Source organism: Pseudoalteromonas sp. SR41-4 (assembly GCF_014163985.1).
GTDB classification, from domain to species: domain Bacteria; phylum Pseudomonadota; class Gammaproteobacteria; order Enterobacterales; family Alteromonadaceae; genus Pseudoalteromonas; species Pseudoalteromonas rhizosphaerae.
Genome location: NZ_JACJEI010000025.1, coordinates 22,550 through 47,145 on the forward strand (window position 1 = coordinate 22,550; position 24,596 = coordinate 47,145).

At 40.2% G+C, this 24,596-nt stretch carries 18 protein-coding genes; 8 read left to right on the forward strand and 10 right to left on the reverse strand.

Annotated elements, in window-relative coordinates; genetic code table 11:
• Positions 1-3: 3 nt before the first annotated feature.
• The 3 genes from H5180_RS17305 to H5180_RS17315 all read right to left on the reverse strand — a co-directional run bounded on the left by H5180_RS17305 (position 4) and on the right by H5180_RS17315 (position 3,018).
• Positions 4-759: an NUDIX hydrolase gene (locus H5180_RS17305; RefSeq protein ID WP_182758714.1), complete on the reverse strand. Its 756-nt coding sequence runs from the start codon at positions 757-759 to the stop codon at positions 4-6.
• Positions 760-925: 166 nt separating this feature from the next.
• Positions 926-1,579, reverse strand: a complete 654-nt coding sequence (locus tag H5180_RS17310) for a hypothetical protein (RefSeq protein ID WP_182758715.1) — start codon at positions 1,577-1,579, stop codon at positions 926-928.
• 254 nt (positions 1,580-1,833) lie between these two features.
• A complete protein-coding gene (locus H5180_RS17315; RefSeq protein WP_182758716.1) occupies positions 1,834-3,018 on the reverse strand; it encodes an NAD(P)/FAD-dependent oxidoreductase in 1,185 nt (394 codons plus the stop codon).
• 324 nt (positions 3,019-3,342) lie between these two features.
• Between H5180_RS17315 and H5180_RS17320 the strand changes: the two genes are divergently transcribed.
• Positions 3,343-5,469, forward strand: coding sequence for a S8 family peptidase (locus tag H5180_RS17320; protein ID WP_182758717.1), 2,127 nt, complete (start codon positions 3,343-3,345; stop codon positions 5,467-5,469).
• A gap of 108 nt (positions 5,470-5,577) precedes the next feature.
• On the opposite strand, the gene H5180_RS17325 is transcribed toward H5180_RS17320, so the two are convergent.
• The 5 genes from H5180_RS17325 to prlC all read right to left on the reverse strand — a co-directional run bounded on the left by H5180_RS17325 (position 5,578) and on the right by prlC (position 12,376).
• On the reverse strand, positions 5,578-6,051 hold the full coding sequence (locus tag H5180_RS17325; protein WP_145238704.1) for a peroxiredoxin: 474 nt from the start codon (positions 6,049-6,051) through the stop codon (positions 5,578-5,580).
• A gap of 105 nt (positions 6,052-6,156) precedes the next feature.
• Positions 6,157-8,082, reverse strand: a complete 1,926-nt coding sequence (locus H5180_RS17330) for a methyl-accepting chemotaxis protein (RefSeq protein ID WP_145238702.1) — start codon at positions 8,080-8,082, stop codon at positions 6,157-6,159.
• A gap of 121 nt (positions 8,083-8,203) precedes the next feature.
• Positions 8,204-8,959, reverse strand: coding sequence for a class I SAM-dependent methyltransferase (locus tag H5180_RS17335; RefSeq protein WP_145238699.1), 756 nt, complete (start codon positions 8,957-8,959; stop codon positions 8,204-8,206).
• A 57-nt stretch (positions 8,960-9,016) separates the two neighbouring features.
• Positions 9,017-10,198: a two-component system response regulator gene (locus tag H5180_RS17340; protein ID WP_145238696.1), complete on the reverse strand. Its 1,182-nt coding sequence runs from the start codon at positions 10,196-10,198 to the stop codon at positions 9,017-9,019.
• A 126-nt stretch (positions 10,199-10,324) separates the two neighbouring features.
• Positions 10,325-12,376: an oligopeptidase A gene (gene prlC, locus H5180_RS17345; RefSeq protein ID WP_145238693.1), complete on the reverse strand. Its 2,052-nt coding sequence runs from the start codon at positions 12,374-12,376 to the stop codon at positions 10,325-10,327.
• Positions 12,377-12,507: 131 nt separating this feature from the next.
• Here prlC and gorA point away from each other — a divergent pair, with 131 nt between their 5' ends.
• From gorA to H5180_RS17370, 5 genes are all read left to right on the forward strand, one after another.
• Positions 12,508-13,866, forward strand: a complete 1,359-nt coding sequence (gene gorA / locus H5180_RS17350) for a glutathione-disulfide reductase (protein WP_145238690.1) — start codon at positions 12,508-12,510, stop codon at positions 13,864-13,866.
• A 93-nt stretch (positions 13,867-13,959) separates the two neighbouring features.
• Positions 13,960-15,180: a site-specific integrase gene (locus H5180_RS17355; RefSeq protein WP_008467214.1), complete on the forward strand. Its 1,221-nt coding sequence runs from the start codon at positions 13,960-13,962 to the stop codon at positions 15,178-15,180.
• Positions 15,177-16,880 (forward strand): hypothetical protein, encoded by a 1,704-nt coding sequence (locus H5180_RS17360; RefSeq protein ID WP_182758718.1) that lies wholly within the window; start codon positions 15,177-15,179, stop codon positions 16,878-16,880. The genes H5180_RS17355 and H5180_RS17360 overlap by 4 nt, the downstream gene beginning before the upstream one ends.
• 9 nt (positions 16,881-16,889) lie before the next feature.
• Positions 16,890-18,977 carry an integrase gene (locus H5180_RS17365; RefSeq protein WP_182758719.1) on the forward strand — a complete coding sequence of 696 codons (2,088 nt, stop codon included), beginning with the start codon at positions 16,890-16,892 and terminating at the stop codon, positions 18,975-18,977.
• A complete protein-coding gene (locus H5180_RS17370) occupies positions 18,974-19,393 on the forward strand; it encodes a hypothetical protein (RefSeq protein WP_064668647.1) in 420 nt (139 codons plus the stop codon). Before H5180_RS17365 ends, H5180_RS17370 begins: the two co-directional genes overlap by 4 nt.
• Positions 19,394-19,678: 285 nt before the next feature.
• On the opposite strand, the gene H5180_RS17375 is transcribed toward H5180_RS17370, so the two are convergent.
• Together H5180_RS17375 and H5180_RS17380 are read right to left on the reverse strand one after the other, a co-directional pair.
• The gene (locus H5180_RS17375) at positions 19,679-21,079 is read right to left on the reverse strand and encodes a heavy metal sensor histidine kinase (protein ID WP_182758720.1); all 1,401 of its coding nucleotides are present in this window, start codon (positions 21,077-21,079) and stop codon (positions 19,679-19,681) included.
• A complete protein-coding gene (locus H5180_RS17380) occupies positions 21,069-21,755 on the reverse strand; it encodes a heavy metal response regulator transcription factor (RefSeq protein ID WP_182758721.1) in 687 nt (228 codons plus the stop codon). Before H5180_RS17380 ends, H5180_RS17375 begins: the two co-directional genes overlap by 11 nt.
• A 166-nt stretch (positions 21,756-21,921) precedes the next feature.
• Here H5180_RS17380 and H5180_RS17385 point away from each other — a divergent pair, with 166 nt between their 5' ends.
• On the forward strand, positions 21,922-23,736 hold the full coding sequence (locus tag H5180_RS17385) for a copper resistance system multicopper oxidase (protein WP_024589686.1): 1,815 nt from the start codon (positions 21,922-21,924) through the stop codon (positions 23,734-23,736).
• Positions 23,733-24,596, forward strand: coding sequence for a copper resistance protein B (locus H5180_RS17390; protein WP_024606961.1), 864 nt, complete (start codon positions 23,733-23,735; stop codon positions 24,594-24,596). Before H5180_RS17385 ends, H5180_RS17390 begins: the two co-directional genes overlap by 4 nt.

Genomic DNA, 24,596 nt, shown 5'->3' on the forward strand with positions numbered 1-24,596 from the left:
TCACTAATTAGCAGGAAACTTTGCGATTAAGTCAGGGACGATGGTGAGGTAAGGGTATACATTATTATTTGAGCTGAATTGGTTAACCTCATTTTTATCAAAAAACCGTAAGCCGGATAATTCCTCATCTGTTCGGTTATCAAACTCTATAGCTAACTGCTCCCTATTTATATTTAACTTAATGTTAAATATAATAAATATGCTCATTGTATTGGTCAGTACGATTGAATTTAAGTTGATTAGCTCAACAAACTCTTGAGTTATATTAGCTTCTTCAAACGCTTCTTTTAAAATATTATCTCTAATATCAATTGCGGTATGGACTGCTAATTCATCTTTCTGCAATCCCCCACCAATAAGATCAATAAACTTATCATCATTACTATTGGCTTTTTCTCCAAAAACAAAAAAATCATCTTTTGTTGATATCAAAGCCCCTGTGTTTATATGATATGGAAAGTACTTGTCATCTAAGTCATGAGTTCGACTTAATTTCATCAACGAACGGACTGTTGAATATCGTACGGTACTTAGCCTTAATTGCATTGAGCCACTTTTCAACTCTGCAATATTTTCTAACCGATAATAAAGCCCATCCCATACTTCAACACCGCTGTTTTTAGACTCTTCAAGTACTTCATCCCATATATTATTAAGGTTGTTTTCATAAGGAGTTAAATTTAGCTCAGAGCTAGAAATTACGACTTCAAAATCTTCAATATCACTGCAATCATCTATTATAATTTTCGACTTATTCATAGTTCCAACTTTAAATTGATGAAATGACCATTGTTATGCTCCCATCTTAATTACTTATTATTAGAAGCAACATATTACACTCAGTCGGTGAAACCGGTTGTCAGTATTCTGGATACCCAAAAATTGCGCCTGTCCTTTTTTATTTCTAATGACTTCCGCACAGTAGTCACTTTTTATCTAACCATTTGTTCATTGCTTGATCGTAGGCGTCGGTTACTTTTGTTTTAGCACAAGTGGTGCCTACTAAATAACTATCTGGTAGGTCACTTTTTGGCATTACACCAGCTCCAATCGATACTTTTTTAAAGCAGTTATCTCCTAGGCGATAGATAGTTAATTGCATGCTTTGCTTTTCAACTTTTAATGAGTCTATGCTGGTTTGCTGGTGCTCCTTTGGCACTGTAATACGCAGTGGTTGTGCTAAAGCTTGTGACGTTGGAGGTGTTGATGGGAGTGTATTTTGCTGTTGCTTTAGTATGCTCTTTAAACCTAATTTAAGGTCTATTTTTTTATAGCTGTTAGAGTCTGCTTGTGCCTTGGGCGGCGTTACAGGCTTTATTGTTTTTTTAATTTTTACAATCGTGTTTGCAGCAGGAATAATTGGTTTTTCAAGCTTTTTCAACAGCGTGGCTTGCTCGTGCTGGTTGCTATTTTGTCCTATTGCTGGCAATGATTTAGGCGGCGTCATACTAACCATATATGCTTTAATTGGGGGAGTGTCTGTCACTATTAATTTGGGGGTTTTAACATTCATTAATATTGAAAAAATTATCCCGTGGAGCAGTAATGAAATAATAAGAGGCCAGCGCCACGTTGTCACAATATTTGTTCCCTAAACAATAAGTGTTCCCTATAACACTAATTTAATATGACCACATAGGCGCTACAAAGTTCCTAATATTAACAGCATGTTATTATTTTTCTTAGCATTGACCAAATATTTAAACTCTTGTTTTAAAATGGGTGTAATAAGAATTATGCAACTGCTCATTATCTATAACCTTAAATCAGCTAGAGAAATGAGCATGTTGTAGCATATCTCACTACAGGCAAACTTTATTGTCTCTGCACAAGCTAACAATACTGCCCTGCTGCGAAGCCGCAGCTCCAAGCATATTGGAAGTTATAGCCGCCTAGCCAACCGGTTACGTCGGTTACTTCACCAATAAAGTACAGCCCTTGGGCTTTTTTCGCTTCAAAGGTTTTTGAGCTGAGTTCGTCGGTGTCTATACCGCCTAGAGTTACTTCCGCTGTGCGGTAACCTTCGGTGCCGTTGGGTTTAATTTGCCAGTTATGAATGTAATTAGCTAGATCGTCAATTTGGCTATGGGTGAGCTGATTTACATTGCAATCTGGAATGGCTTTACTCTCATGCAGTATTTCAATAAAGCGTTTTGGCAAAATAGTCGCAAGGCTATTTTTTAATGATTTTTGTGCTTGGGTTTCTCGCCATGTTGCTAATTGCGCTGTTAAATCAAGCTCTGGTAACAGGTTTATAGTCACTGCTTGCCCTGCTCGCCAAAATGAGCTGATTTGTAATATTGCGGGGCCTGATAAACCACGGTGAGTAAATAGGATGTTTTCTTTAAAACTGGTGCCGTCTTCACTGCTGACGATACATGGCACGCTAATACCCGATAGCCCTTCAAAGCGGTCTTTATCATGTTGGTGCAAGGTAAATGGTACAAGTGCTGCCATGGTCGGTAATACTTTTAAGCCAAATTGCTCAGCAATTTTATACCCTATTGGTGTTGCGCCTAGTTTTGGCATGGTTAAGCCACCAGCGGCAACAACGAGTGACTCACAGCTGTATGACTGTTGTTCTGTGATCACGAGATAGCCAGTAGCGGTTTTTTCAACGCTAAGCACTTCGTTACGCAGCGCAACATTAACACCCGCCCACTCGCACTCTGTTAGCAAAATATCAACGATATCTTGTGCGCTATTGTCGCAAAATAACTGCCCAAGGGTTTTATGGTGATACGCCAAACCGTGTCTGTCCACCAGCTCAATAAAATCATGCTGGGTATAACGGCTCAAACACGATTTTACAAAGTGTGGATTACCACATAAATAATTCTCAGGGCTGGCGTTTTCATTGGTGAAGTTACAACGTCCGCCGCCGCTGATGAGAATTTTACGACCAGGCTTTTTGCCCATATCAAGCACTGTAACACTGCGGCCACGGTATCCTGCTTGTGCTGCACACATTAGACCTGCGGCTCCGGCACCGATCACTATTACATCTACTTGGGTCATTTGTTCATCTCATGAGGAAATTTTTGCAATTGTAGCAAATTTAAAAGTACAAACTGAGCGGTATTTCACTATTTTATTATTAACAACAAAGTCTGAAAAAATAAATGTTCACCTCGCTATTCCACAAATTAATTAATACTTTATAACCACTACAACGACATAATAAAAGTCATAAAATCGTATTTAGCCATATAAACATCCCGATATAACTAAAATAGAGACATTAATAATAAAACGTTATTTTAACTATTTTAACAGATCATTTACTTTTGTTCCCCTTCACGACAATTCATCGTGAAGCTTAATAACAATCTAGGGATAATTATGACAACAAGAAAAACATTTAAAAAATGCGCTGTAGCGCTTACTGTAAGCGCAATATTTGCAGCGACATCAAGCATGGCAAATCCTAGCGAAGCAATAACACCATCTATTGCTGACATAACAACAAAACTACAAAGCCAAGCTCCTCTCGGTACACGTTTTATCATCAAATATAAAAATAACGCTGATGAAATGAGCACAATGTCGGCTGCTGAAACTAGCCCACAAATGATGAATAAAAAGGCCCAAGGCTTTGTTAAAAACTTTACCAGTAAAAAAGGAAAAGTTAAGGCGCAATATATCCGTGCAATGGCATTGGACAATCATCATGTTATGCGTGCAAATAAAAAACTAAGCGCTGACGAAGCCCAACAATATATGCAAGAAGTAATGGCTTCAGGCAATGTTGAATACATTGAAATCGACCAGATGTTAAAACCATTTGCAACGCCTAACGATCCTCGTTATGACGACCAATGGCATTACTATGAGCAAGCTGGCGGGTTAAACCTTCCAACTGCATGGGATACCGCAACAGGTAGCGGTGTAACAGTGGCAGTATTAGATACTGGTTATCGTCCACACATTGATCTTAATGCCAATATTTTACCTGGCTACGATATGATTTCGGATACATTTGTCGCAAATGACGGCGGCGCACGCGATAGTGATGCACGCGATCCAGGTGATGCAGTATCTGCCGGTGAGTGTGGTAATAATAACAGTGCACAAGGTTCAAGCTGGCACGGAACCCATGTTGCAGGTACTGTTGCAGCCGTTACGAATAATGGCGAAGGTGTTGCTGGTGTTGCTTATGATGCTAAAGTTGTTCCGGTACGCGTACTTGGTAAATGTGGTGGTTTAACATCTGATATTGCCGACGGCATTATTTGGGCTTCAGGCGGGTCAGTTTCTGGCGTACCAGCTAATGCTAATCCTGCTGATGTCATCAACATGAGTTTGGGTGGCAGCGGCTCTTGTAGCTCAACAACACAAAACGCGATTAACCAAGCACGTAATAACGGCACTGTAATTGTCATTGCCGCAGGTAATGATAACGACAATGCTAACAACTATAACCCTGGTAACTGTAATGGCGTAGTAAATGTTGCATCGGTTGGTCGTAATGGTGGGCGAGCTTACTACTCAAACTATGGTACATCTATCGATGTTGCAGCACCTGGTGGCGCGCAAAGCTTTGCTAATGATTCAGAAGGTGTTTTATCTACACATAACTCAGGTTCATCAAGCCCTTCTAGTGACAGCTATCATTACTCACAAGGTACATCGATGGCAGCACCTCATGTTGCTGGTGTTGCTGCTCTTATTAAACAAGCAAAGCCAACTGCAACGCCTGATGAAATTGAAAGCATATTAAAATCAAGCACTCGCTCATTCCCTGCCACATGCAATAACTGTGGTACTGGTATTGTTGACGCTGCAGCCGCAGTTGCTGCTGCAAGCGGTGGTACTACACCACCCGTTGGCGGCAATGAGTTACTTGATGGCCAAGCTCAAACGGGCCTAAGTGGCGCTGCGAGTAGTGATACTTTTTATACAATGACTGTACCAAGTGGCGCAAGTAATGTGACTTTCACTATGAGTGGCGGAACGGGTGATGCAGATTTATATGTACGCTCAGGTAGTAAACCCACTACATCAACTTATGATTGTCGTCCGTATAAAGGGGGTAACAGCGAAGAGTGCTCTATAGACAGCCCAACTGCTGGTACATATCATGTGATGGTACGTGGTTACTCGGCTTACTCAGGCGTGAGTTTAGTTGGTAATTTAACAACCTCTGGTAACACAGGTAATCCACAAGCAGGTGGTGGAACTGTATCTGATATTTCAGCTAATGCAGGGCAATGGAAACATTATACCCTTGATGTTCCAGCAGGAATGGCAAGCTTTACCGTAACAACGTCTGGTGGCTCAGGTGATGCAGATTTATTTGTTAAGTTTGGCAGCCAACCAACAGGCTCTAGCTATGATTGCCGCCCATATAAAAACGGTAACGCAGAGACATGTACGTTTAGCAATCCTCAAGCAGGAACTTGGCACATGAGTGTGAATGCTTATAAAACCTTTGCCGGTTTAACGCTTGACGCACAATACCAGCCTTAATTAGCAATAAGGCATAGGGTTTGTATTAAACTCTATGCCTATAAGTGCTATTTGCCAGTTCCCTTGGTAACTTTGGCCGAATGAAAGTTCGGCTTTTTTAGCTCTTTTTTAAAGCTTTTCAAGTACCGCTTCTGCGCGACTTACTGCAAACTCTTTATCTTGTTCAACAAATAAACCTGTGACTTGCTGATCTTCAACAATCATTGCATAACGCGTTGAGCGTACACCACCAAATGCAGCAGTGTCTTTATCTAAACCAAGTGCTTTGGTAAAGCTAGCATCGCCATCGGCAAGCATCTCGATTGCTTGAGCATTATGTTGCTCACCCCATGCTTTCATTACAAACGCATCGTTTACTGATACACAGTAAATAGCGTCAACGCCTTTGGCTTTTATTTTATCTGCTAGAGTAATAAATTCAGGTAAATGTGCATTTGAACACGTAGGTGTAAACGCGCCTGGCACTGCAAATAACACCACTTTTTTACCTGCAAAAAGTGTTTCATTGGTAAGTGTTTGCATACCGTCGTCAGTAAGCTGTGTAAGACTAACGGCTGGTAATGTTTGACCTTGAGAAATCATGATATTTCCTTTTAAAGTGATGGGTTTTGAACAACACCAAAATAGCACAAAAGCGCAACCAACCCTAACATCGAGTTGCGAGTAATTGTGCCTTTGCAAGCAAAGTTACAATCCTAAACTACTGCGAATAGTATGCATTTGCTGCTGTAAACGCTGATGAATATCAGCCACTAATAAACTGGATTCACTCACCTGCCCTTTCATACTTTGCATTGACTGGCTGAAGTTCTCTAACAATGAGTTTTGCTGCTTTGCCAACTCCATGGCATCAAAAGCGACTTTATTAGCATCCTGTGCATTATGAGCTACCCCTTCGGAGTTTCGTTTCAGCTCTTGGGCATTATCGGTTTGCAATTGAGCATCATCAGCTAATGCTGATATTTGCGTTGACACCATAGTTGAGTTTTCACTCAATAGATTGAGCTGGTTATTAATATCACTCAGCGAACCTTGTGTTTGCCGAGCTAACTTGCGCACTTCATCTGCAACCACAGCAAAACCACGGCCATGTTCACCTGCGCGCGCTGATTCGATCGCAGCATTGAGTGCCAGCAAATTAGTTTGATCTGCAATATTGCGGATCACTTCAATAACTTTCCCTACATCTTGTACACCACTGAGCAACTCTTGCAAGCTATGTAAACCTTGCTCCACCCGCTGTTGTGTATTTGAGCTAGCACTGAGCATGTTTTGGGCAAACCCTAAACTTTGCTCCATTGCTGAAAACGTATGCTTGGCGTTATCTGCTACTTTGCCGTTTATATCGTTTACTTGCTCACCAATATGTTGAATATCAGCCAATAATTCTTGATTTTGTTCAACTTGATGATGACTGGCATCTGTTTGCTGACTTATCGTATGTAGATGCTCGCTCATTTCTTGCATAAAATCGTTAATCACCTTGAGCATTTGTGCACGCTCTTCAGCCTCTAACCGTTGACGCTCAATTAACTGGTTAAAGTAACTAGCTATTTCACCAACTTCTGTTTTTGAGTTACTACTTTCAATATTTTTTAATTCGTTACTTTCGATTAAAAATGCAAAGCCATCACGTAATTGACGAAGCGGGGTTAATACTTGATTTCGCTGTACAAAGTAAACACCAACAGCCAATACAACCAACATGCCAATGGCAATACAAAACACTACAAATACTCGCTGCTTTAACGTACCTTGCTGAATTTTAAGTTGCTGCTCAGCATTTATCACCGTGTCAGAAAGTGTACTGATCTGTTTGCGCAGAGCCTGTATGCCTGTTTGACGCTGCTGAGCTTGTGCAATGGTGTTCTCTAAATCACGTGGGTAGCGGTTCGGCCAGCTTCTTAGCTCAGCCTTAATTTCACCTGCTAAATCTTCGGCTTCTTCATCTATAAACAAACTATCTTCATCAACTTCACTCATAACGCCCAAGTTTTCAAGCTCGTCAATCTGCTTTGCTAAACGGTTTAAGTTAGCAATACTTTGTTGTAAGTTGGTTTGTGTGTCTTGATCAAAACTAAGCATTAGCTGATAAGTAAACAACGACAAATTTGTCACTTCGCGGTAGTAATCACTGCCAAGCTGATAATAAGCCTGAGCGTTAGTATTTTGTTGCCCTGCTTTGTTAGCATAACCAATTAAAGAAGAAGCTGAGCCCGCCATTTGCCTAAGTGCATTATCAAGTAATGCTGTTTCATTACCTGACAGTTTACCTAAAGCACGATACTTACCTTTTATATCAGTATCGAGTTGGCTTAATTGCAGATCTAACTGTTGTTTTAAATCAATTGGTAAAATAGCAAGTTGGGTGTCTTTTACTTGGCTAATTAAATCCGACGCTTTCCCTAAATACTGACTATCGCCCTGTGCTAAGTAATCTTCTAGTAAGCCTTTTAAATCAACGAGTATTTTATTTTTTAATTGATTATAAGATTGGTCTTGTTGTTCGAGTTTAACTAAGGTTTGACTTGCCCAGTACAAGGTTCCGCCTAACAGCAGGCTAGCCAATGCCAGCAAAATAGCCAGCAACCGAGTGAATGATGACACGCGCATGAAATTAAATTCCTTTGGGTAACTGCGCGTACACTATTAACTATTTATGACAGTTTAATGAAAATCGATATGAAACTCTTATAACTTTATGGGAACAAAAATAAAAAATACGAATAAAGCCTCACACCATGGCGGCTTTGACATACACATCAAAGCGATTCTTTTTGGTTTTAATCTGCATGCTAGGCGTCTGATTATTTAAAAATGGTGCGTAATCAGGCCGCTTAACAACCACTCGCTTACTAGCCAGTGGGTAGGCAAATGCGAGTAAGTCATCAGCATCATTATCTGCGCCAACCAAGTCTTGAAACACCCGCATTTCTTTTTTAACCAGTGCTGACTTTTCACGGTGTGGAAACATTGGATCCAAATAAACTACATCTGGCATACTTTCGCATTGCGCGAGTAAGGTATGACTTGAGCCAAACACTAGGCTCATGTTTTGCTTCATCCACGGACCAATTTCATTATCGCTATAAGCACGTTGCAAACCATCATAAAGTAATGCTGCAACAACCGGATGGCGCTCATGTAAAATCACTTTACAACCCAGTGATGCTAACACAAAACCATCACGGCCAAGCCCTGCGGTCGCATCTAGAACAACGGGGGTCGCTCCTTTATTTAAACCCACCGCTTTAGCAATTGATTGCCCTTTACCGCCACCGAATTTACGCCGATGAGCAACAGCCCCAGTTACAAAGTCAACGCTAATAGCGCCAAGTTTTGGTTCATCGGTTTTTCGTAAGCTTAAGCCTTGATCATCATAATGAAGTGAAAAGCCTTCGCTTTGTGCCGCCCACTCAGCGAGCCCAAAACGCAGCTCAATTTCATTAAGATAAGGACGTACTTCTTTAAAAGGACACTGTATAACCAAAATAAACTCCGACCGTAAATAGCTTGCGAAGTATATCAATTGCTTAACGCTATAGCACTAAAATAGCTCAATATCAGTTTGCGAAGTAACGTCTTGAGAGTGCTCTGACGCGGCTGTGTTGCTCAAGCTTTCTATCAATTCGCTGCGCGACTCAATAATGTGATTGAGCTGATGCTTAATAAAAGCCAAGTCATCATTCAAGATAGTTAACTGTAATTGTGTTTGCTCTAATTGCTCAACCTGCAATGCCAACGCTTGGTTCGCAGCAAAAGCGGGATCTTGCTGCATAAGTGCACGTAATTCAGATAACTGAGTTGTCAATTTAGCTACGGTTTCTTCACGCGCCTCGCTACTGACAAATAATTGCGAAGAAAGCTCATTGAAAGCATTACCAACCGCATGCGCTTGGGCTAGCGCCATTTCCTTTACTTCCATATCTTGAATTTTGGCATTGGTCACCTCCAAAATATGCGGGAATAAATCTTTATAGCGACCATACAGCACAACATCATCTAAAGGCATATTTTTAATTAAAATAGACACTTTAGGATAATTAACAATAGTACGACTACTAAAATCAACAAAGCGATTAGAGTAACGGTGCTTTTCTAATAACTCTTGCTCTAACGGACAAACACCACCGTCATCAGTACACACAACTCCTACATCTTGATACCAAAATGCCACAACCACATCGAGATTCAGCGGTCGGAAGAATTCAAAAAAATAGGCCGATAATGATTGCACATCATGGGCGTGATAGGTTTGCCCAACATAACGCATTATGCGCCCCATATCGCCGGAGTCAGTCATGGCGATTTCAGCAGTGCTCTGCGCGCGCGCAACATCATTTTTTAACTTAATAGAATGCTGACGATATTGATACAACACCCGAATACGCGCCATTAATTCTTCTGCATTAAAGGGCTTTACAATGTAATCGGCAGCACCGGCATTATAACCTTTAACACGTTCTGGTAATTCGCTTTTACCCGACAAAAACATCACTGGAGTATCTTTGGTTTGCTCATTACTTTTCAGCTCACGACACACTTCGTAGCCTGTTTTACCCGGCATTTCAACATCCAATAAAATAATGTCAGGGCTATATTTATAAGCTTGCCTTAAACCTTCTTCGCCATTTTTAGCATGAATTAACTGACAAAACCCCGCTAATGATTCCTCTATTACACGATGAACATATTTATCATCATCGATCGCCAGTACCAGTTTTGTCATGCCCAATTCCTTTTTATTAATTACTTAAAAAAGCATAGTACGGAGCCCTGATTTTGCGACAATTTATTACTCTAAATAGTAAAAAAGCGCCAAACGGCGCTTTTCAAGATTAAATATACGTAGTGCTTAAGCTGCAATACCACTGTGGCGCAATAGTGCATCGACACTTGGCTCACGACCACGGAAGTTTTTAAACAACTCCATTGGCTCTTCACTGCCGCCTTTTTCTAAAATATGCTGCATAAAGGCTTGCCCAGTTTCTGGGTTAAAAATACCTTCTTCTTCAAATTTGGAAAACGCATCAGCTGAGAGCACTTCGGCCCATTTATACGAATAATAACCTGCGCTATAACCACCAGCAAAGATATGGCTAAAACCATGTTGAAAACGGTTAAACTCTGGTGCTTTAACAACTGATGTATGGCTACGTACTTCATCTAAACGCGCTTGAATTTGGCATTCTTCACCCGCTTGATAATCGTTGTGAATTCTAAAATCAAATAACGAGAACTCGATTTGACGCAGCATTTGCATGCCTGAGTTATAGTTTTTAGCTGCTAGTAGTTTATCCAATAACTCTTTAGGCAATGACTCGCCCGTTTCATAGTGACCTGAAATAAAGTTAAGTGCTTCTTCTTCATAACACCAGTTTTCTAAAAACTGACTTGGCAGCTCAACGGCATCCCATGCAACACCATTAATACCCGCAACTGGCGCGGCATCAACTTGGGTTAGCATATGGTGAATACCATGGCCAAACTCATGGAATAAAGTGGTGACTTCATTATGAGTAAACAGTGCAGGCTTATCGCCTACCGCTTTATTAAAGTTACACACTAAATACGCTACAGGCGTTTGTAACTCGCCATTGGCGCGTACTTTGCGACCCATGCAGTCATCCATCCACGCACCACCGCGTTTGTGATCACGCGCGTATAAATCAAGATAAAAACGGCCACGCAGAGTATTGCTACTGTCGTAAATTTCAAAAAAGCGTACATCTTTATGGTAACTATCAATGTCTTTTAACTCTTTAACACTAATACCAAATAAACGATTTACTGTTTCAAACAAGCCGCTTAGTACTTTATCTGCGGGGAAATACGGGCGCAGTACTTCGTCTGATATTGCGTATTTCTCTTGCTTAAGCTTTTCACCGTAATAACCATAATCCCACGCAGCGAGTTGCTCAATGCCATGTTTTTCTTTGGCGTAAGCTTGCAGCTCAGCGAGCTCTTGCTCAGCTTGTGGTTTAGATTTAGCGGCTAAGTCTTCTAAAAATGAGAATACTTGCTCTGGCGTTTCAGCCATTTTAGTGGCTAATGATTTTTCAGCATAACTGGCAAAACCTAATAGTTGCGCAATTTCATGACGCAGCGCGAGTTCTTCACTCATGATCTCAGAGTTATCAAACTGACCAGCGTGTGGGCCTTGATCAGATGCGCGTGTTGCAAATGCCGTATACGTCTCTTCGCGTAATTCACGGTTATCAGCATAAGTCATGATCGGTAAGTAAGACGGGAAATCAAGGGTAAATACCCAGCCGTCCAATTCTTTGCTTGCTGCTGTATCTGCCGCTAACGCTAACGCCGACTCAGGTAAACCTGCGAGTTCGCTTTCATCAGTAATGTGCTTTTGCCAAGCCAATGTGGCATCCATCACGTTATTGCCAAATTTAGCCGCAAGTTCTGATAAACGTGCGCTGATCTCGCCGTAGCGCTTTTGCTGCTCAGGCGCCAAGGCGATGCCCGATAATTCAAAGCTACGCAATGCATTAGTAATAGTTTTTTGTTCTGCCGTACTTAACGTTTTAAACTCATCACTGTTGTGTAGTGCGTTGTAGGCTTCATACAACCCTTGGTGTTGACCAACAAAGGTTGAATACTCTGAGATAAGTGGTAAACATTGTTCGTACGCTTCACGTAATTCATCGCTATTAACTACGGAGTTCATATGCGATACCGGAGAAAACATTCGCGATAATTTATCGTCAACTTCTTCAAGAGGTAACACTAAGTCCTGCCAAGTGAATGATTTATTAGCCAGCACTTCGTCTATTTTAGCGCGGCATTCGCTAATACCCGCTTTTAGCGCCGGCACAACATGCTCTGGCTTAATTTTTGAAAACGGTGGTAAGCCTTCAAGGCCTATTAGTGGGTTATTTTGTAAATCGCTCATGTTAGCTCTCAAATCGTTTCGAATATGATTTTTAAGTTGGGGCGTACGTCTCGAAATACAAGGGGCTTTTAACGGGTCTGCCATGTGTTATTATCAGAGAAATACGTTTTATATAAACTTGAGGACTAAAGATGGCTCAGCATTTTGATTACATTGCGATTGGCGGCGGCAGCGGCGGGATAGCGTCAGCTAACCGTGCAGCAATGCGTGGCGCGAAAGTGGCACTAATTGAAGCAAAACATATGGGTGGAACCTGTGTAAATGTAGGTTGTGTACCAAAAAAAGTAATGTGGCATGGCGCTCAAGTTGCTGAAGCAATTAACTTATACGCCCCTGATTACGGCTTTAATGTTGAAGTAAAAGAATTCAACTGGAGTAAACTAGTAGAAAGCCGTGAAGCCTATATTGGCCGCATTCATAAGGGTTACGATAATGGCCTTGCTAAAAACGGCGTAACAGTTATTAAAGGCTTCGCTAAATTTATTGACAGTAAAACAGTCGAAGTAGACGGCGAGCACTACACCGCCGATCATATTTTAGTGGCCGTAGGCGGTCGCCCTAGCATTCCAAATATACCAGGTGCTGAACACGGCATCGATTCAAATGGCTTTTTTGAGCTGAATGAACAACCAAAACGCGTTGCCGTTGTTGGTGCCGGTTATATCGCGGTAGAGATTGCCGGTGTACTACATAGCCTAGGTACAGAAACCCATTTATTTGTTCGTAAAAATAAACCACTGCGCACCTTTGACCCATACATCATCGACACCCTTGTTGATATTATGGCCAAAGAAGGCCCGACGCTGCATACCGAATGCTCACCAAAAGAAGTAGTTAAAGAAAGCGATGGCAGCTTAACTATCCACTTTGAAAATGGCTACAGTCAAAATGTTGATCAAGTCATTTGGGCCATTGGCCGTACACCGACGACTGATAAGATTAACCTAGTCGCAGCGGGTGTTGAAGTAAACGAAGGCGGTTACGTTAAGGTAGACGAGTACCAAAATACCACGGCTAAAAATGTTTATGCTGTGGGTGATATCATCGAAGGCGGTATAGAGCTTACCCCTGTTGCAGTAAAAGCAGGCCGTACTTTATCAGAGCGTTTGTTCAATAAAGACCTGCCAGATGATTTAAAAATGGATTACAGCTTAGTTCCTACCGTGGTATTTAGCCACCCGCCAATTGGTACCATTGGTTTAACTGAGCAAGAAGCAATTTCGCAGTACGGCAACGAGAACGTAAAAGTGTATAAATCAAGCTTTGCTGCTATGTACACTGCGGTTACTCAGCATCGCCAAGCATGTAACATGATGCTAGTGTGCGCAGGCCCTGACGAGATAGTTGTAGGCTTACACGGCTTAGGTTTTGCGGTTGATGAAATGATCCAAGGCTTTGCAGTAGCTATGAAAATGGGCGCAACCAAAGCAGATTTTGATGCCGTTGTTGCGCTGCACCCAACTGGCTCAGAAGAGTTTGTTACTATGTAAATTTTTCTCTGGAAAAGTGAAACTTTACATTTGCTAACTCTGGAAAACGAACTAAGCTGACCAAGTAACGTACAATTTTTGGTCGGCTTTTTCATGCTCACAATAGTTCAATCAGATGATTTTAAAACTGAGATCCAAACTCCCTTTTGCAAAACAAAATCAAGCATTCAGCTAAAAGGCTTTCCAACTTTTTATGAAGATGGTGAATACGTCATGCCAATAAACCTTTGGATGAATCACCTCATTAACGTTAAGCGCGCAAAAAACATCAATTCAAACGTTCGTGCCATAAGTCGATATTGGCGCTTTTTAAAAAGCCATGAACTCTCTTGGAAAGACTTTCCAACTATCAAATCAAATAAGCCCACATATATTTTCCGAAACCAAGATCTTTTGGCCTCAGTGAAAGCCGGTGAGCTAAATAGTTCAACAGCAGCTGTATATATGAACCATATAATTAAATTCTACGAGTGGGCATATTACGAGAGGTTAATTAACTTCTCTAAGGAAAATAAACCATTTGAAGTAGAGTTTGTTAGCATCAAAACGACTGGGATGCTTGCGCATATCAATCGTAATTATGTTGTTAGAAGCTCAGACTTAAGGATCAGGGTCCCAAGGCGTACACCAGAGCAAAGCTTGAATCCCCTTACAGAAGATGAGGTAAAATTATATTCGCGAGCACTCAAAGAACAGTCAATTGAGTTCCAAATACATCAACTATTACAACTCATGTGCGGCCTTCGTATAGAAGAAGCCTGCACCTTTCCTGCTAATCTAGTGAATAGATGTGACCCGAATAAATACCATATTCAAGTTAGTATAGGACCTCATAACGGTGTACTCACCAAATTTGGCTCAGTCAGAACTATCGAAATTCCAACACTGTTAATGAACAAGATGCATCGCTACTTGATTAGTGAGCGTCGCCAGAAAAGAGAGTCTAAAACCGATAAACCGATTACGGAATTATTAATTACCAATCGAGGTAAACCATATACTACCAATGCAATACAGCGTCACTTTAGCTTAACTCGTAATTACATACGCAATGAGCTAAATACCCACTTTCAGCATAGAACTCACGATTTACGTGCAACTTACGGTACATTTCGCCTTGCGTCCCTTTTAGACGAAAAAGTTGGGTTGTCACCATTCGATGCTATGTCATTAATCATGGGGTGGATGGGACATAAAGATGAGAAAACAACTTGGCGATACCTGAACTTTATAAACCGAAGCAAGGCATCGATACGTGCAGTTTGCTTTTTAGATCAAGTTATGGAGTCAGTCATTAATGAGGATCTCTCGTGATTAACAAATCAAATTTAAATATTGACCTTAAACTTAAGTTAAATATTTATGGTGATCAATTTGTATACCCAGACTTTCAAAGATTTAGATACAAAGGCGTGCCTAAACTTTTTGAAATGCATCGGGGTACTTTGCTTAACCGAGACAACCAAATTATTAAGTGGTATCAAGCATTCAAAGCTAATACAGAATATACTGACACAACAATGAATACCCTTTTTAGAACATTTACACGGTATGTGAATATTTGTGACAGTATTCCAGTAAATCCAGATTCAAAAGAGGGTATCAATGCATTTGAAACAGCTCTAGTTCACAGCGTTAGAATTGGCAGCAAAAGTTCAAACACAGCAAAAGGTGAATTAAGTAGTATAAGAACAATAATGAAGATGCTAGATCACCCTGTTGATGAGTGGTTTTCTAAATTCAAACTATTTCGCAGCCAAATAAATCCAACTCAAGCATACTCAGAATCTGAATTGAAAAAGTTAATTAAAATACTAAAAGAACTATATTTTCAGCTTTCCAAGCAAATTCAAACCTCACCTAAAGAATACATTCAAGCAAGGAGAAGCGACCAATACGCGAACTTTTCTTTTAATAAAATCGAAGTGCCTGTAAGTGGTGCTATTACCAAGTGTTACTGTGCTGCATATTTCTTACTTGCCTATTACACATGGGCAAACGCTAGTACGATAAGAGATATGGATATCCCCAAATCTTCACAAAAAAAGGGACAGCAAGGTAAGTGGTTTGTGCAAACAGCGTTAAAGAAGAGAGCTAATAAATTTGTTACCATCGAGCTCGGCGATAATCTTAGCACAGACATTCCAAAGCATGCGCTAAATTTTATTAATGACCTTATCACCCTTACGCACGTGCTGTTTCCAGATGCCAATAGACTACTTCATCAATGTCTTAACGGGATAAATAAGCCCTTGTGCCCAACGCATATTCGTTCCAATATGAATTGGCTAATTAACATATTCGATTTGACTGATGACAATGGTCAACAACTTAGGCCTGAAGCTAAACGCTTTAGAGCTACAGGTGCATCTAATTACTTAGCGCTCACAGGAAACTCACTCGAAACATCCATGTTGCTCAATAACACACCTGATGTAGTGCGAAAACACTATAGCAGAGGTAACGAGTCAGAAAATAACGCCCAACTTCAAGCCACAGCTAACACCTTAGAAAATGCAATTAAATGTGGTGATATTAGTAGAGCACGAGAACAAACTCTTGAGCAAATGAATCTAGAAATACTACCCTATGATGAATTCGTAAACCGCTATGCTAAATCAGGGAATGGTCAAAAAACACCTTTAGGTACAGGTTGCAAAGACCCCTTTGATAACCATGGAGATCGTTTTCGAAGAAAGGCCTCAATCGATAGTGTGGACATGAGTCATCTCGCTTGTGCTGATTTATTGAATTGCTTTTCTTGCCCAAACCAAGTGCTGGTTGAAGAAGTTGATGATATCTGGTGTTTATTGAGCTTTTACGAAGCATTAGAGGATGCCAAAGAAGATCACCTCAACATGTCACACTTTAAAAACAATTTTGATCGAGTACTAAGCAAAATAAAGCAAGTGCTTTTTAGTATCGACTTAAAAGTACGCAGGCAAGCTGAGCGGAAGCTACATACCAATGGTCGTCACCCTTTTTGGCCCGATACGCTTAATTTGGTTTTATAAGAGGTGATTATGAGGCCACTACTAGCTACTCCAGAGGAAATTATAAAAGAGAACACTGTTCTTGTAGAGCGTGCAATACAGTATTATAAAAGTAAAGATTGGGATAACCTCAACAAAACCCCTGTAATGATAGATCAGGATGGGAACGTTTTAAGCCATTTCGGCGACCAAACCTGGGATGTAACACATTATATAGATGTCAAAATTGTTTCGAAAAAGCGGGCTTCTTTTACTCATTTAACAACCATTTCCTTGTTGCAAGAACAAAAATTACTCGCATTCCTTGGTTTATTTGCGGTTGGTACCCTAAGGCAAGGAGCAACGATTAAAACTACAACATTTTTAGAGAGAAATCTCAATTTAACCCAAGTATATAAATACATAGAATCTATCAAAGCAGATTCGATTTGTGTTCTGAACCATCCCATACAGTTTTCTAGGTTTTGCGAATATTTAAAGTCACTTAAAATGAGTGGACCATATATTTCTAAACTCATTGTTGCATTAAATTGGATTCAGGCTGTAAGAAAACAAACCCCCATAAAACTATCATTACCTTTGACGACATCAATTACAGAATTAGGCCGTCAATTAGGTTGCCCAACCAAACTAGAAAGTGAGCAGTTTTACGCTATACCATCACGCTTGATGCAACTCATATACTCAAAGGCTATCGAGTATATAGATACTTACTATCCTATTCGAGATACATTATTAGCTATCCAGACCGAGCAACAAGATAACTATGAAATAGGCAAGGCTGTTGTCGACAGAAAAATAAAAACAGGCCAGTGGAACTGGCTCACATCAAATTCACCTCACTACAAAGCTGAAATAACCAAAGCTAAACCACAAAAGCCAACTGACATACTTCAAAGTTACGCTTCAAACATTGAAATTAAGGGATTAATTCCCCTCAAGATCACTGAATTTGATTGGCTGTATTCTCACATTTTAATGTGTTGTTTTTTAGTTTGCGGTGCGTTTTCTGGTATGAGAAGAAGCGAGCTTTATGGACTACATTCTGATAGCTTTAAAACATTAAAACTTAAAGAACAGACATTTTATTCTTTGCAATCAATGCATAGTAAAATGACTCCTGCAGTTCCAGAAAAAGCTGAGTGGCTAACATCTCCAATAGCAGGAAAAGCGATAGAACTCGCATCAGCTTTAACTCAGAATATGCGTATTCAGCTAATGCTCTCTGATGATAGGCTGGATAACGAGCGTGCCTCCAGTATTTGGTTAGTACAGAAACTAAAAAGTCGAACACCAAACATATTTACAGGACCTCCTTTTGTCAAGCACTATCAAAGACTTGTAAAGGAAGCTGGCGCTATTGTAAACGAGCAAGACTATGAAGAATTTAAGCTTCTAAACCCCAACCTAAACATACACGCCTACAAACAGAAAATTATTGTTGGCAAACCATGGGCATTGACAACTCACCAACTCAGACGAACCTTTGCAGTATTTGGTAAACGCTATAATTTACTTTCTGACGTTGCCATTAAACAACAGTATAAGCATATATATTTACCAATGTCTCAATGGTACTCAGAAGGAGGCGTAGCAGCCAAAATAAAACATGTAAAAGTGGACTCAGAACTCAATAATTTACTTCAAGAAGTAGATAGAGAAGTCACTACACAACTGCTGCATCAGTGGTATAACTCAGATGACAAGCTATTTGGTAAGAAAGGTATAGATGTTGTTAAAGATAGAGAAAATACCGCTGTAAAATACTCATCTTGGGATGCATTATATGCTCAAGTATCTGCTGGTAGAATATCTATTGCTGGTACACTTCACTCCTACTGCATGGCTGGTTATGAATGCAGAATGGAAAAGGTAGTATCACCAACCAACTGCTTTAACTGTGAAAACGTTGTTATAGACGAAACAAAAGCACAAGCTTGGCAAAAACGACATCAGTGGATTGTTGAGACTATAACTGAAATGGAGCAGCATACTAAACTATCTCAATCGCAGCTAAGCCATTTTATTACGCAATTACGTGCAGCTGAAAAGGTTATGGACTACTTTGAGATAAGCTACACTCCATACAAACCCGAAATTGAGATCAGACAGCTTTGAGTAAGTCAGAGAATACAAGGTTAGAGCTTCTAAGCGCAATTGACAGGATACTTTCTGGCGATACAGTACGTATTGATGCCAAACGAGGTTTAAGTGCCATTGCAGTTGAGGAAGAAGCTAACCTTGGTAATGGCTCAGCTTACTATTACTCAGACGTCATTGAAAAAATTAAACTACTAAAATCAAAAGCTATAACAAAAAAGCAAGCACAGCAAAACTCAGATGTTACTAAGTTACGTGAAAAGCTTGCCAACGAGAAACGGTTAAAAGAAAAATATCGAGCGGAAATAGCCAGCTTAAAAGAGCAAATGGCACAAATGGCTTCTACCCACAATGCCCTAGCGCTTTCAAATCACCAGCACTTAAAAAAGATAAATGATCTTGAGTCAGAGTTATTTTTACTGAAGAAAAATTAATATATCTTCAATTGCTTAAAGCATCGCCTAAAAAATGAAACAAGGTTAAATGAGATGTACCCTGATGAAGTTCAACAATTAAAAAGCCATATAACAAATATTGCAGCTCAACATAATGGGTTAGCACTTACGATACTACAATATCAATATAAAGCGGCTGAACTAACAATGTGGAAAAGGTAAAATAATTATTTAACTGAATAAGTACAATTGTCAAAGGCAAGTTTCAACACATGAGCCGATTATTAGTATAGCTGACATTAAATGAATACTATTTAAATAAATTTAAATAAATTTAAATAAATTTAAATAAACATTAAAGCAGGTATTCTGATCGTTTGAACAAACCTTTACATTCCCGCCATTAGCTTCAGCTAAGGCTTTAACTATAGCGAGCCCTAAACCAGCGCCATCACTATGGCGTTGACGAGACTTATCTGATCGATAAAAGCGATCAAATAAATAAGGTAAATGTGCAGAAGGTATTTTCTCACCGGTATTACTCACACAGATACATACTTTTTCAGCAGATGTTATTTCACTACATACCGTAATTGATGACCCCTTCGGTGCATATCTTATAGCATTCGATAACAGGTTTGATAACAATTGACGAAAATGTAGCTTGTCACAATAAAAGCTGATGTTTTCACCTGCTTTATGAAGTATCAGCGATGACTCTTCAGCTAATGCATCAAAATACTCAAACAGCACCTCAATTTCTTCATGGCTGGATAAAATATCTTGGGCTGGTTTAATTAGGCCGTTTTGAGATTTTGCCAGCCAAAGCATGTCGTTAACCATCTTAGTTAGCCGCTCAAGCTCTTCGAGGTTAGAAAATAATAACTCTTGGTACTCTTCGGATTGTCTTTTTTTAGATAGACCAACCTGTGTTTGAGTTATTATATTGGTAAGCGGTGTACGTAGCTCATGAGCAATATCACTGGAAAAATTTGATAGGCGGATAAACTCACCTTGTAACCTGTCTAGCATTGCATTGAAAGATTGCACCATATTAACAAGCTCAATCGGTACTTGGCCTTCATCAAGCCTTACATCCATTTTATTAGTTTGGATATCATGCATTTTCTGGCTTAAACCACGTATTGGGTTGAGTCCTTGATGTATAGCAAACCAAGCCACCAATAAAATGAGTACCGCTGAACCAAACATAATAGCCCAAAGGCTTTGCTGAAATTGATTGAGAAAGTGTAAATGAAAGCTCATATCAATAGCAGCTGTGATCTTATAAAGTTGCTGCTCAGTACTAAAGTCACTCACTAAAGCGCGATAAGTATGTGTGTTTTTTTGCCATTCAACTATGTTGTTTTGGTTAAAACGGTTTGAGGTGGTTACTTTTAAAACAAATTCGCTAAAGTCTGTTGCCGTACTTTTATATATAAGCCTTCCTTGAGCTGTATTAACTTGATAATAAACCCCATGATGACCCGCCACGGCTTGAGATAACGCATTTCTAAGGTTTTTTTCCGACGCGTATGGCTTAGATAAAACGGATTTGACAGACTGTGTGATAACTTTTAATTCACCACTATCTTGTTGTAAAAAATGATGATTTATTGAGCTACTTATAAGCGAAGCGACGAGGGTTAAGCAGCCTATCACTGTCAAAGCAACAAACAATACCACTCGCATTGTTAAAGATAATGGTTTTTCATTAAGGCTCATCGGTTATTACCTCAAGCTTGTAACCCATGCCACGCACAGTGTGTATTAGCTTTACTGGAAAACCATCATCAACTTTACTTCTGAGTCTGCGAATGGCTACATCAATGACATTTGTATCGCTATCAAAGTTCATATCCCAAACTTGAGAAGCGATTAGTGAACGAGGAAGTACTTCACCCTCACGGCGCAGTAATAGTTCAAGTAAACTAAATTCTTTATTGCTTAGGAGTATACGTTGTTCGGCACGAAATACATTCCGCTTTTGAATATTAACTTGTAAATCATAGGTTTGCAAGATGTCTTCGGTTTTATGCGCGTTTCCGCGACGAAGAAGCGTGCGTACCCTTGCTAACACTTCAGAGAATGCAAAGGGCTTTATTAAGTAGTCATCAGCGCCTAATTCAAGCCCTTTTACTCTGTCATCGACACTGTCACGAGCCGATAGAAAAAGAACAGGAACGTCTTTATTCACTTCACGAATAGATTGTAAAATTCGCCAACCAGATACATCTGGCAACATTACATCCAAAATTATGACATCAAATAACTCAGTCATTGCTAAATGATGCCCATCGAGCCCATTACGTGCTAATGAAACTTGAAAACCAGCTTCACTCAGACCTTGCTTTAAGTAATCACCTGTTTTCACTTCATCTTCAACAACTAGTAAGCGCATGCAAAACCTTTATTAAAGTTATAATTATTGTCTGTTATAAGATTATGCCGTATTCACCGTAACAGCAACATGACATCAAGATTACAACTTTGTAATGTTCGCGTCATGTTAAAGACAGGTCTATTTTCTATACTTAATAACTATTCTGCTATGAAGGAGTAAGGAAATGGGGTTTAAAAAGTCATCACAACAGGTTAGCACACCACGAAGACGATTTGTTCAAGGCATAATTGCAGGTGGTGTACTTGCTGCTTTTCCGAGCGTGTTACATGCTGCATCATCTTTAGTAGCAGGAACACTAACAGGCACTGTGCCCGAATTAAGCGGCGAAGTCATAGATCTGGTCATAGATGAATCGCCGGTTAACTTTACCGGCGTAGTACGTATGGCGACAACAATTAATGGTTCTATACCCGCTCCAACCTTGCGCTTAAAAGAAGGTGATGATGTTACTATAAGAGTAACAAATAACTTATCAGTACCGAGCTCTATCCATTGGCATGGCATCATTCTACCTTATCAGATGGATGGCGTGCCAGGTATCAGTTTTAAAGGCATTATGCCGGGCGAAACCTTTATTTATAAATTTAAGCTACAGCAAAGCGGTACATATTGGTATCACTCCCACAGTGGTTTTCAAGAAATGACAGGCATGTACGGTGCATTAATTATTGAACCGCGAGAAAACGATATTATTAGTGCAGATAACGAGCATGTTATTCAATTATCTGATTGGACTGATGATGACCCTATGGCGCTGTTCCGTAAATTAAAAGTACAGAGTGATGTATTTAACTTCAATCAACCTACTGTTCCAGAGTTTTTCGATGACGTTTCAAGCAGCAGTATTTCAAATGCTCTACAGCGCCGAAAAATGTGGAATCAGATGCGAATGAACCCTACAGACTTAGCTGATTTATCTGCATCAGCAATGACTTTTTTAATGAACGGTAGTACTCCAATGGCAAACTGGCGTGGATTATTTAAAGTCGGTGAAAAGCTTAGGTTAAGGTTTATTAATGGCTCTAGTAATAGCTTTTTTGACGTGCGTATCCCCGAGCTAAAACTGACGGTTGTACAAGCAGATGGGCAAAACGTTGAACCAGTGACAGTTGATGAATTTAGATTCGGCCCTGGTGAAACCTATGACGTGATTGTTGAGCCAAAAAATGATGCGTATACGATTTTTGCTCAAAGCATGGACCGCTCAGGTTACGCAAAAGGAACTTTATCAACGGCACCTAATATTGATGCGCCAATACCTGCTCTGGATCCTGTTGAGTGGTTAACGATGACCGATATGATGGGCAATATGACCCACGGCGGTGAGCATTCTGCAATGGCTGGTATGTCAGGCATGAACTCTAAAAAAATGGATCATAGCGCAATGGGCCACGGTGCAATGGCGATGGATCATAGCAAACATGGTATGTCTGAAAACCCATTGGCGGTTGCCAGCTCTAAAGTGCGTCATGCAAAAACGGAGTATGGAGCCTCAGTTGATATGCGCGTTGATATGCCTAGAACAAATCTTGATGATCCCGGTATTGGTTTACGTAAAAATGGTCGCCGTGTTTTAACACTTGCAGATTTACACTCACTTGAAGGGATCACTAACCAGCAAGAGCCAGAAGCTGAAATTGAGCTGCATTTAACCGGCAACATGGAGCGTTATAGCTGGTCATTTGATGGCTTAGAATTTGGTAAAAGCACGCCAGTGCATATGAAGCATAACCAACGTTTAAGAGTTATTTTACAAAACGATACCATGATGACACACCCTATGCATTTGCATGGTATGTGGAGTGATTTAGAAAACGAGCAAGGTGATGTGCAAGTGCGACGTCATACGATACCTGTTCAACCCGCACAAAGAATCAGCTTCTTAACCACCCCTCACGATGTAGGGCGCTGGGCTTGGCATTGTCATTTATTATTCCATATGGATGCCGGCATGTTTAGAGAGGTAGTCGTATCATGAAACAATTAAAACTATCTAAATCATTAGGTTTATTAATGTTAACTGGGGCTTCATTAATTAGCTTCCCTTTATTAGCGCAAAGTGAAATGGCACAAAAGAGTAGCGCTAAGATGCAACCACAAGGGGGAGATGCACCTAAAGATGCAAGAGACCCTCATGCTTACTCTGCGGGAACAACTTTAACAGAAGGCCCATATGTGCTTGAGGGCAATGAGCGATTAACACTCGCTGATGAGCATCCATTTTACGCATTACTAGGCGATCGTCTTGAATATAACGAGCAAGCAAATGCAGGTGTATTTGACTTACAAGCATGGTACGGCACTACCTTTGATCGATTGGTAGTTAAAACTGAGGGGGATTTCAGCGAAGGAAGCCTTGAGGAAAACCAAACCGATATTTTATGGGGTCACGCCGTATCAGCATATTGGGATACTCAAGCAGGTGTTCGTCTTGATTACAATAAAGAAGGTGAAAATCGGCAATGGTTGGCTTTTGGCTTACAAGGTTTAGCCCCTTACTGGTTTGAACTTGATATGACAGCGTACGTAGGTGAGCGAGGCAGTACCGCATTTACGTTAGAGGCAGAGTACGAACTACTACTCACGCAAAAGTTAATTATACAACCGCGAGCCGAAATTACACTTTATGGCAAAAACGATAAACAAAACGAACTTGGAAGTGGCCTATCAAGCAGCGCGATTGGTTTTAGGGTTCGTTATGAGTTTACACGCCAGTTTGCGCCCTATATTGGCGTTGAATGGAGCAATAAATTTGGCAGTACCGCCGACTATGCCACATCAAGTGGACAAAGTAGCAATAACACCGCATTTGTTGCGGGTATTAAATTTTGGTTTTAA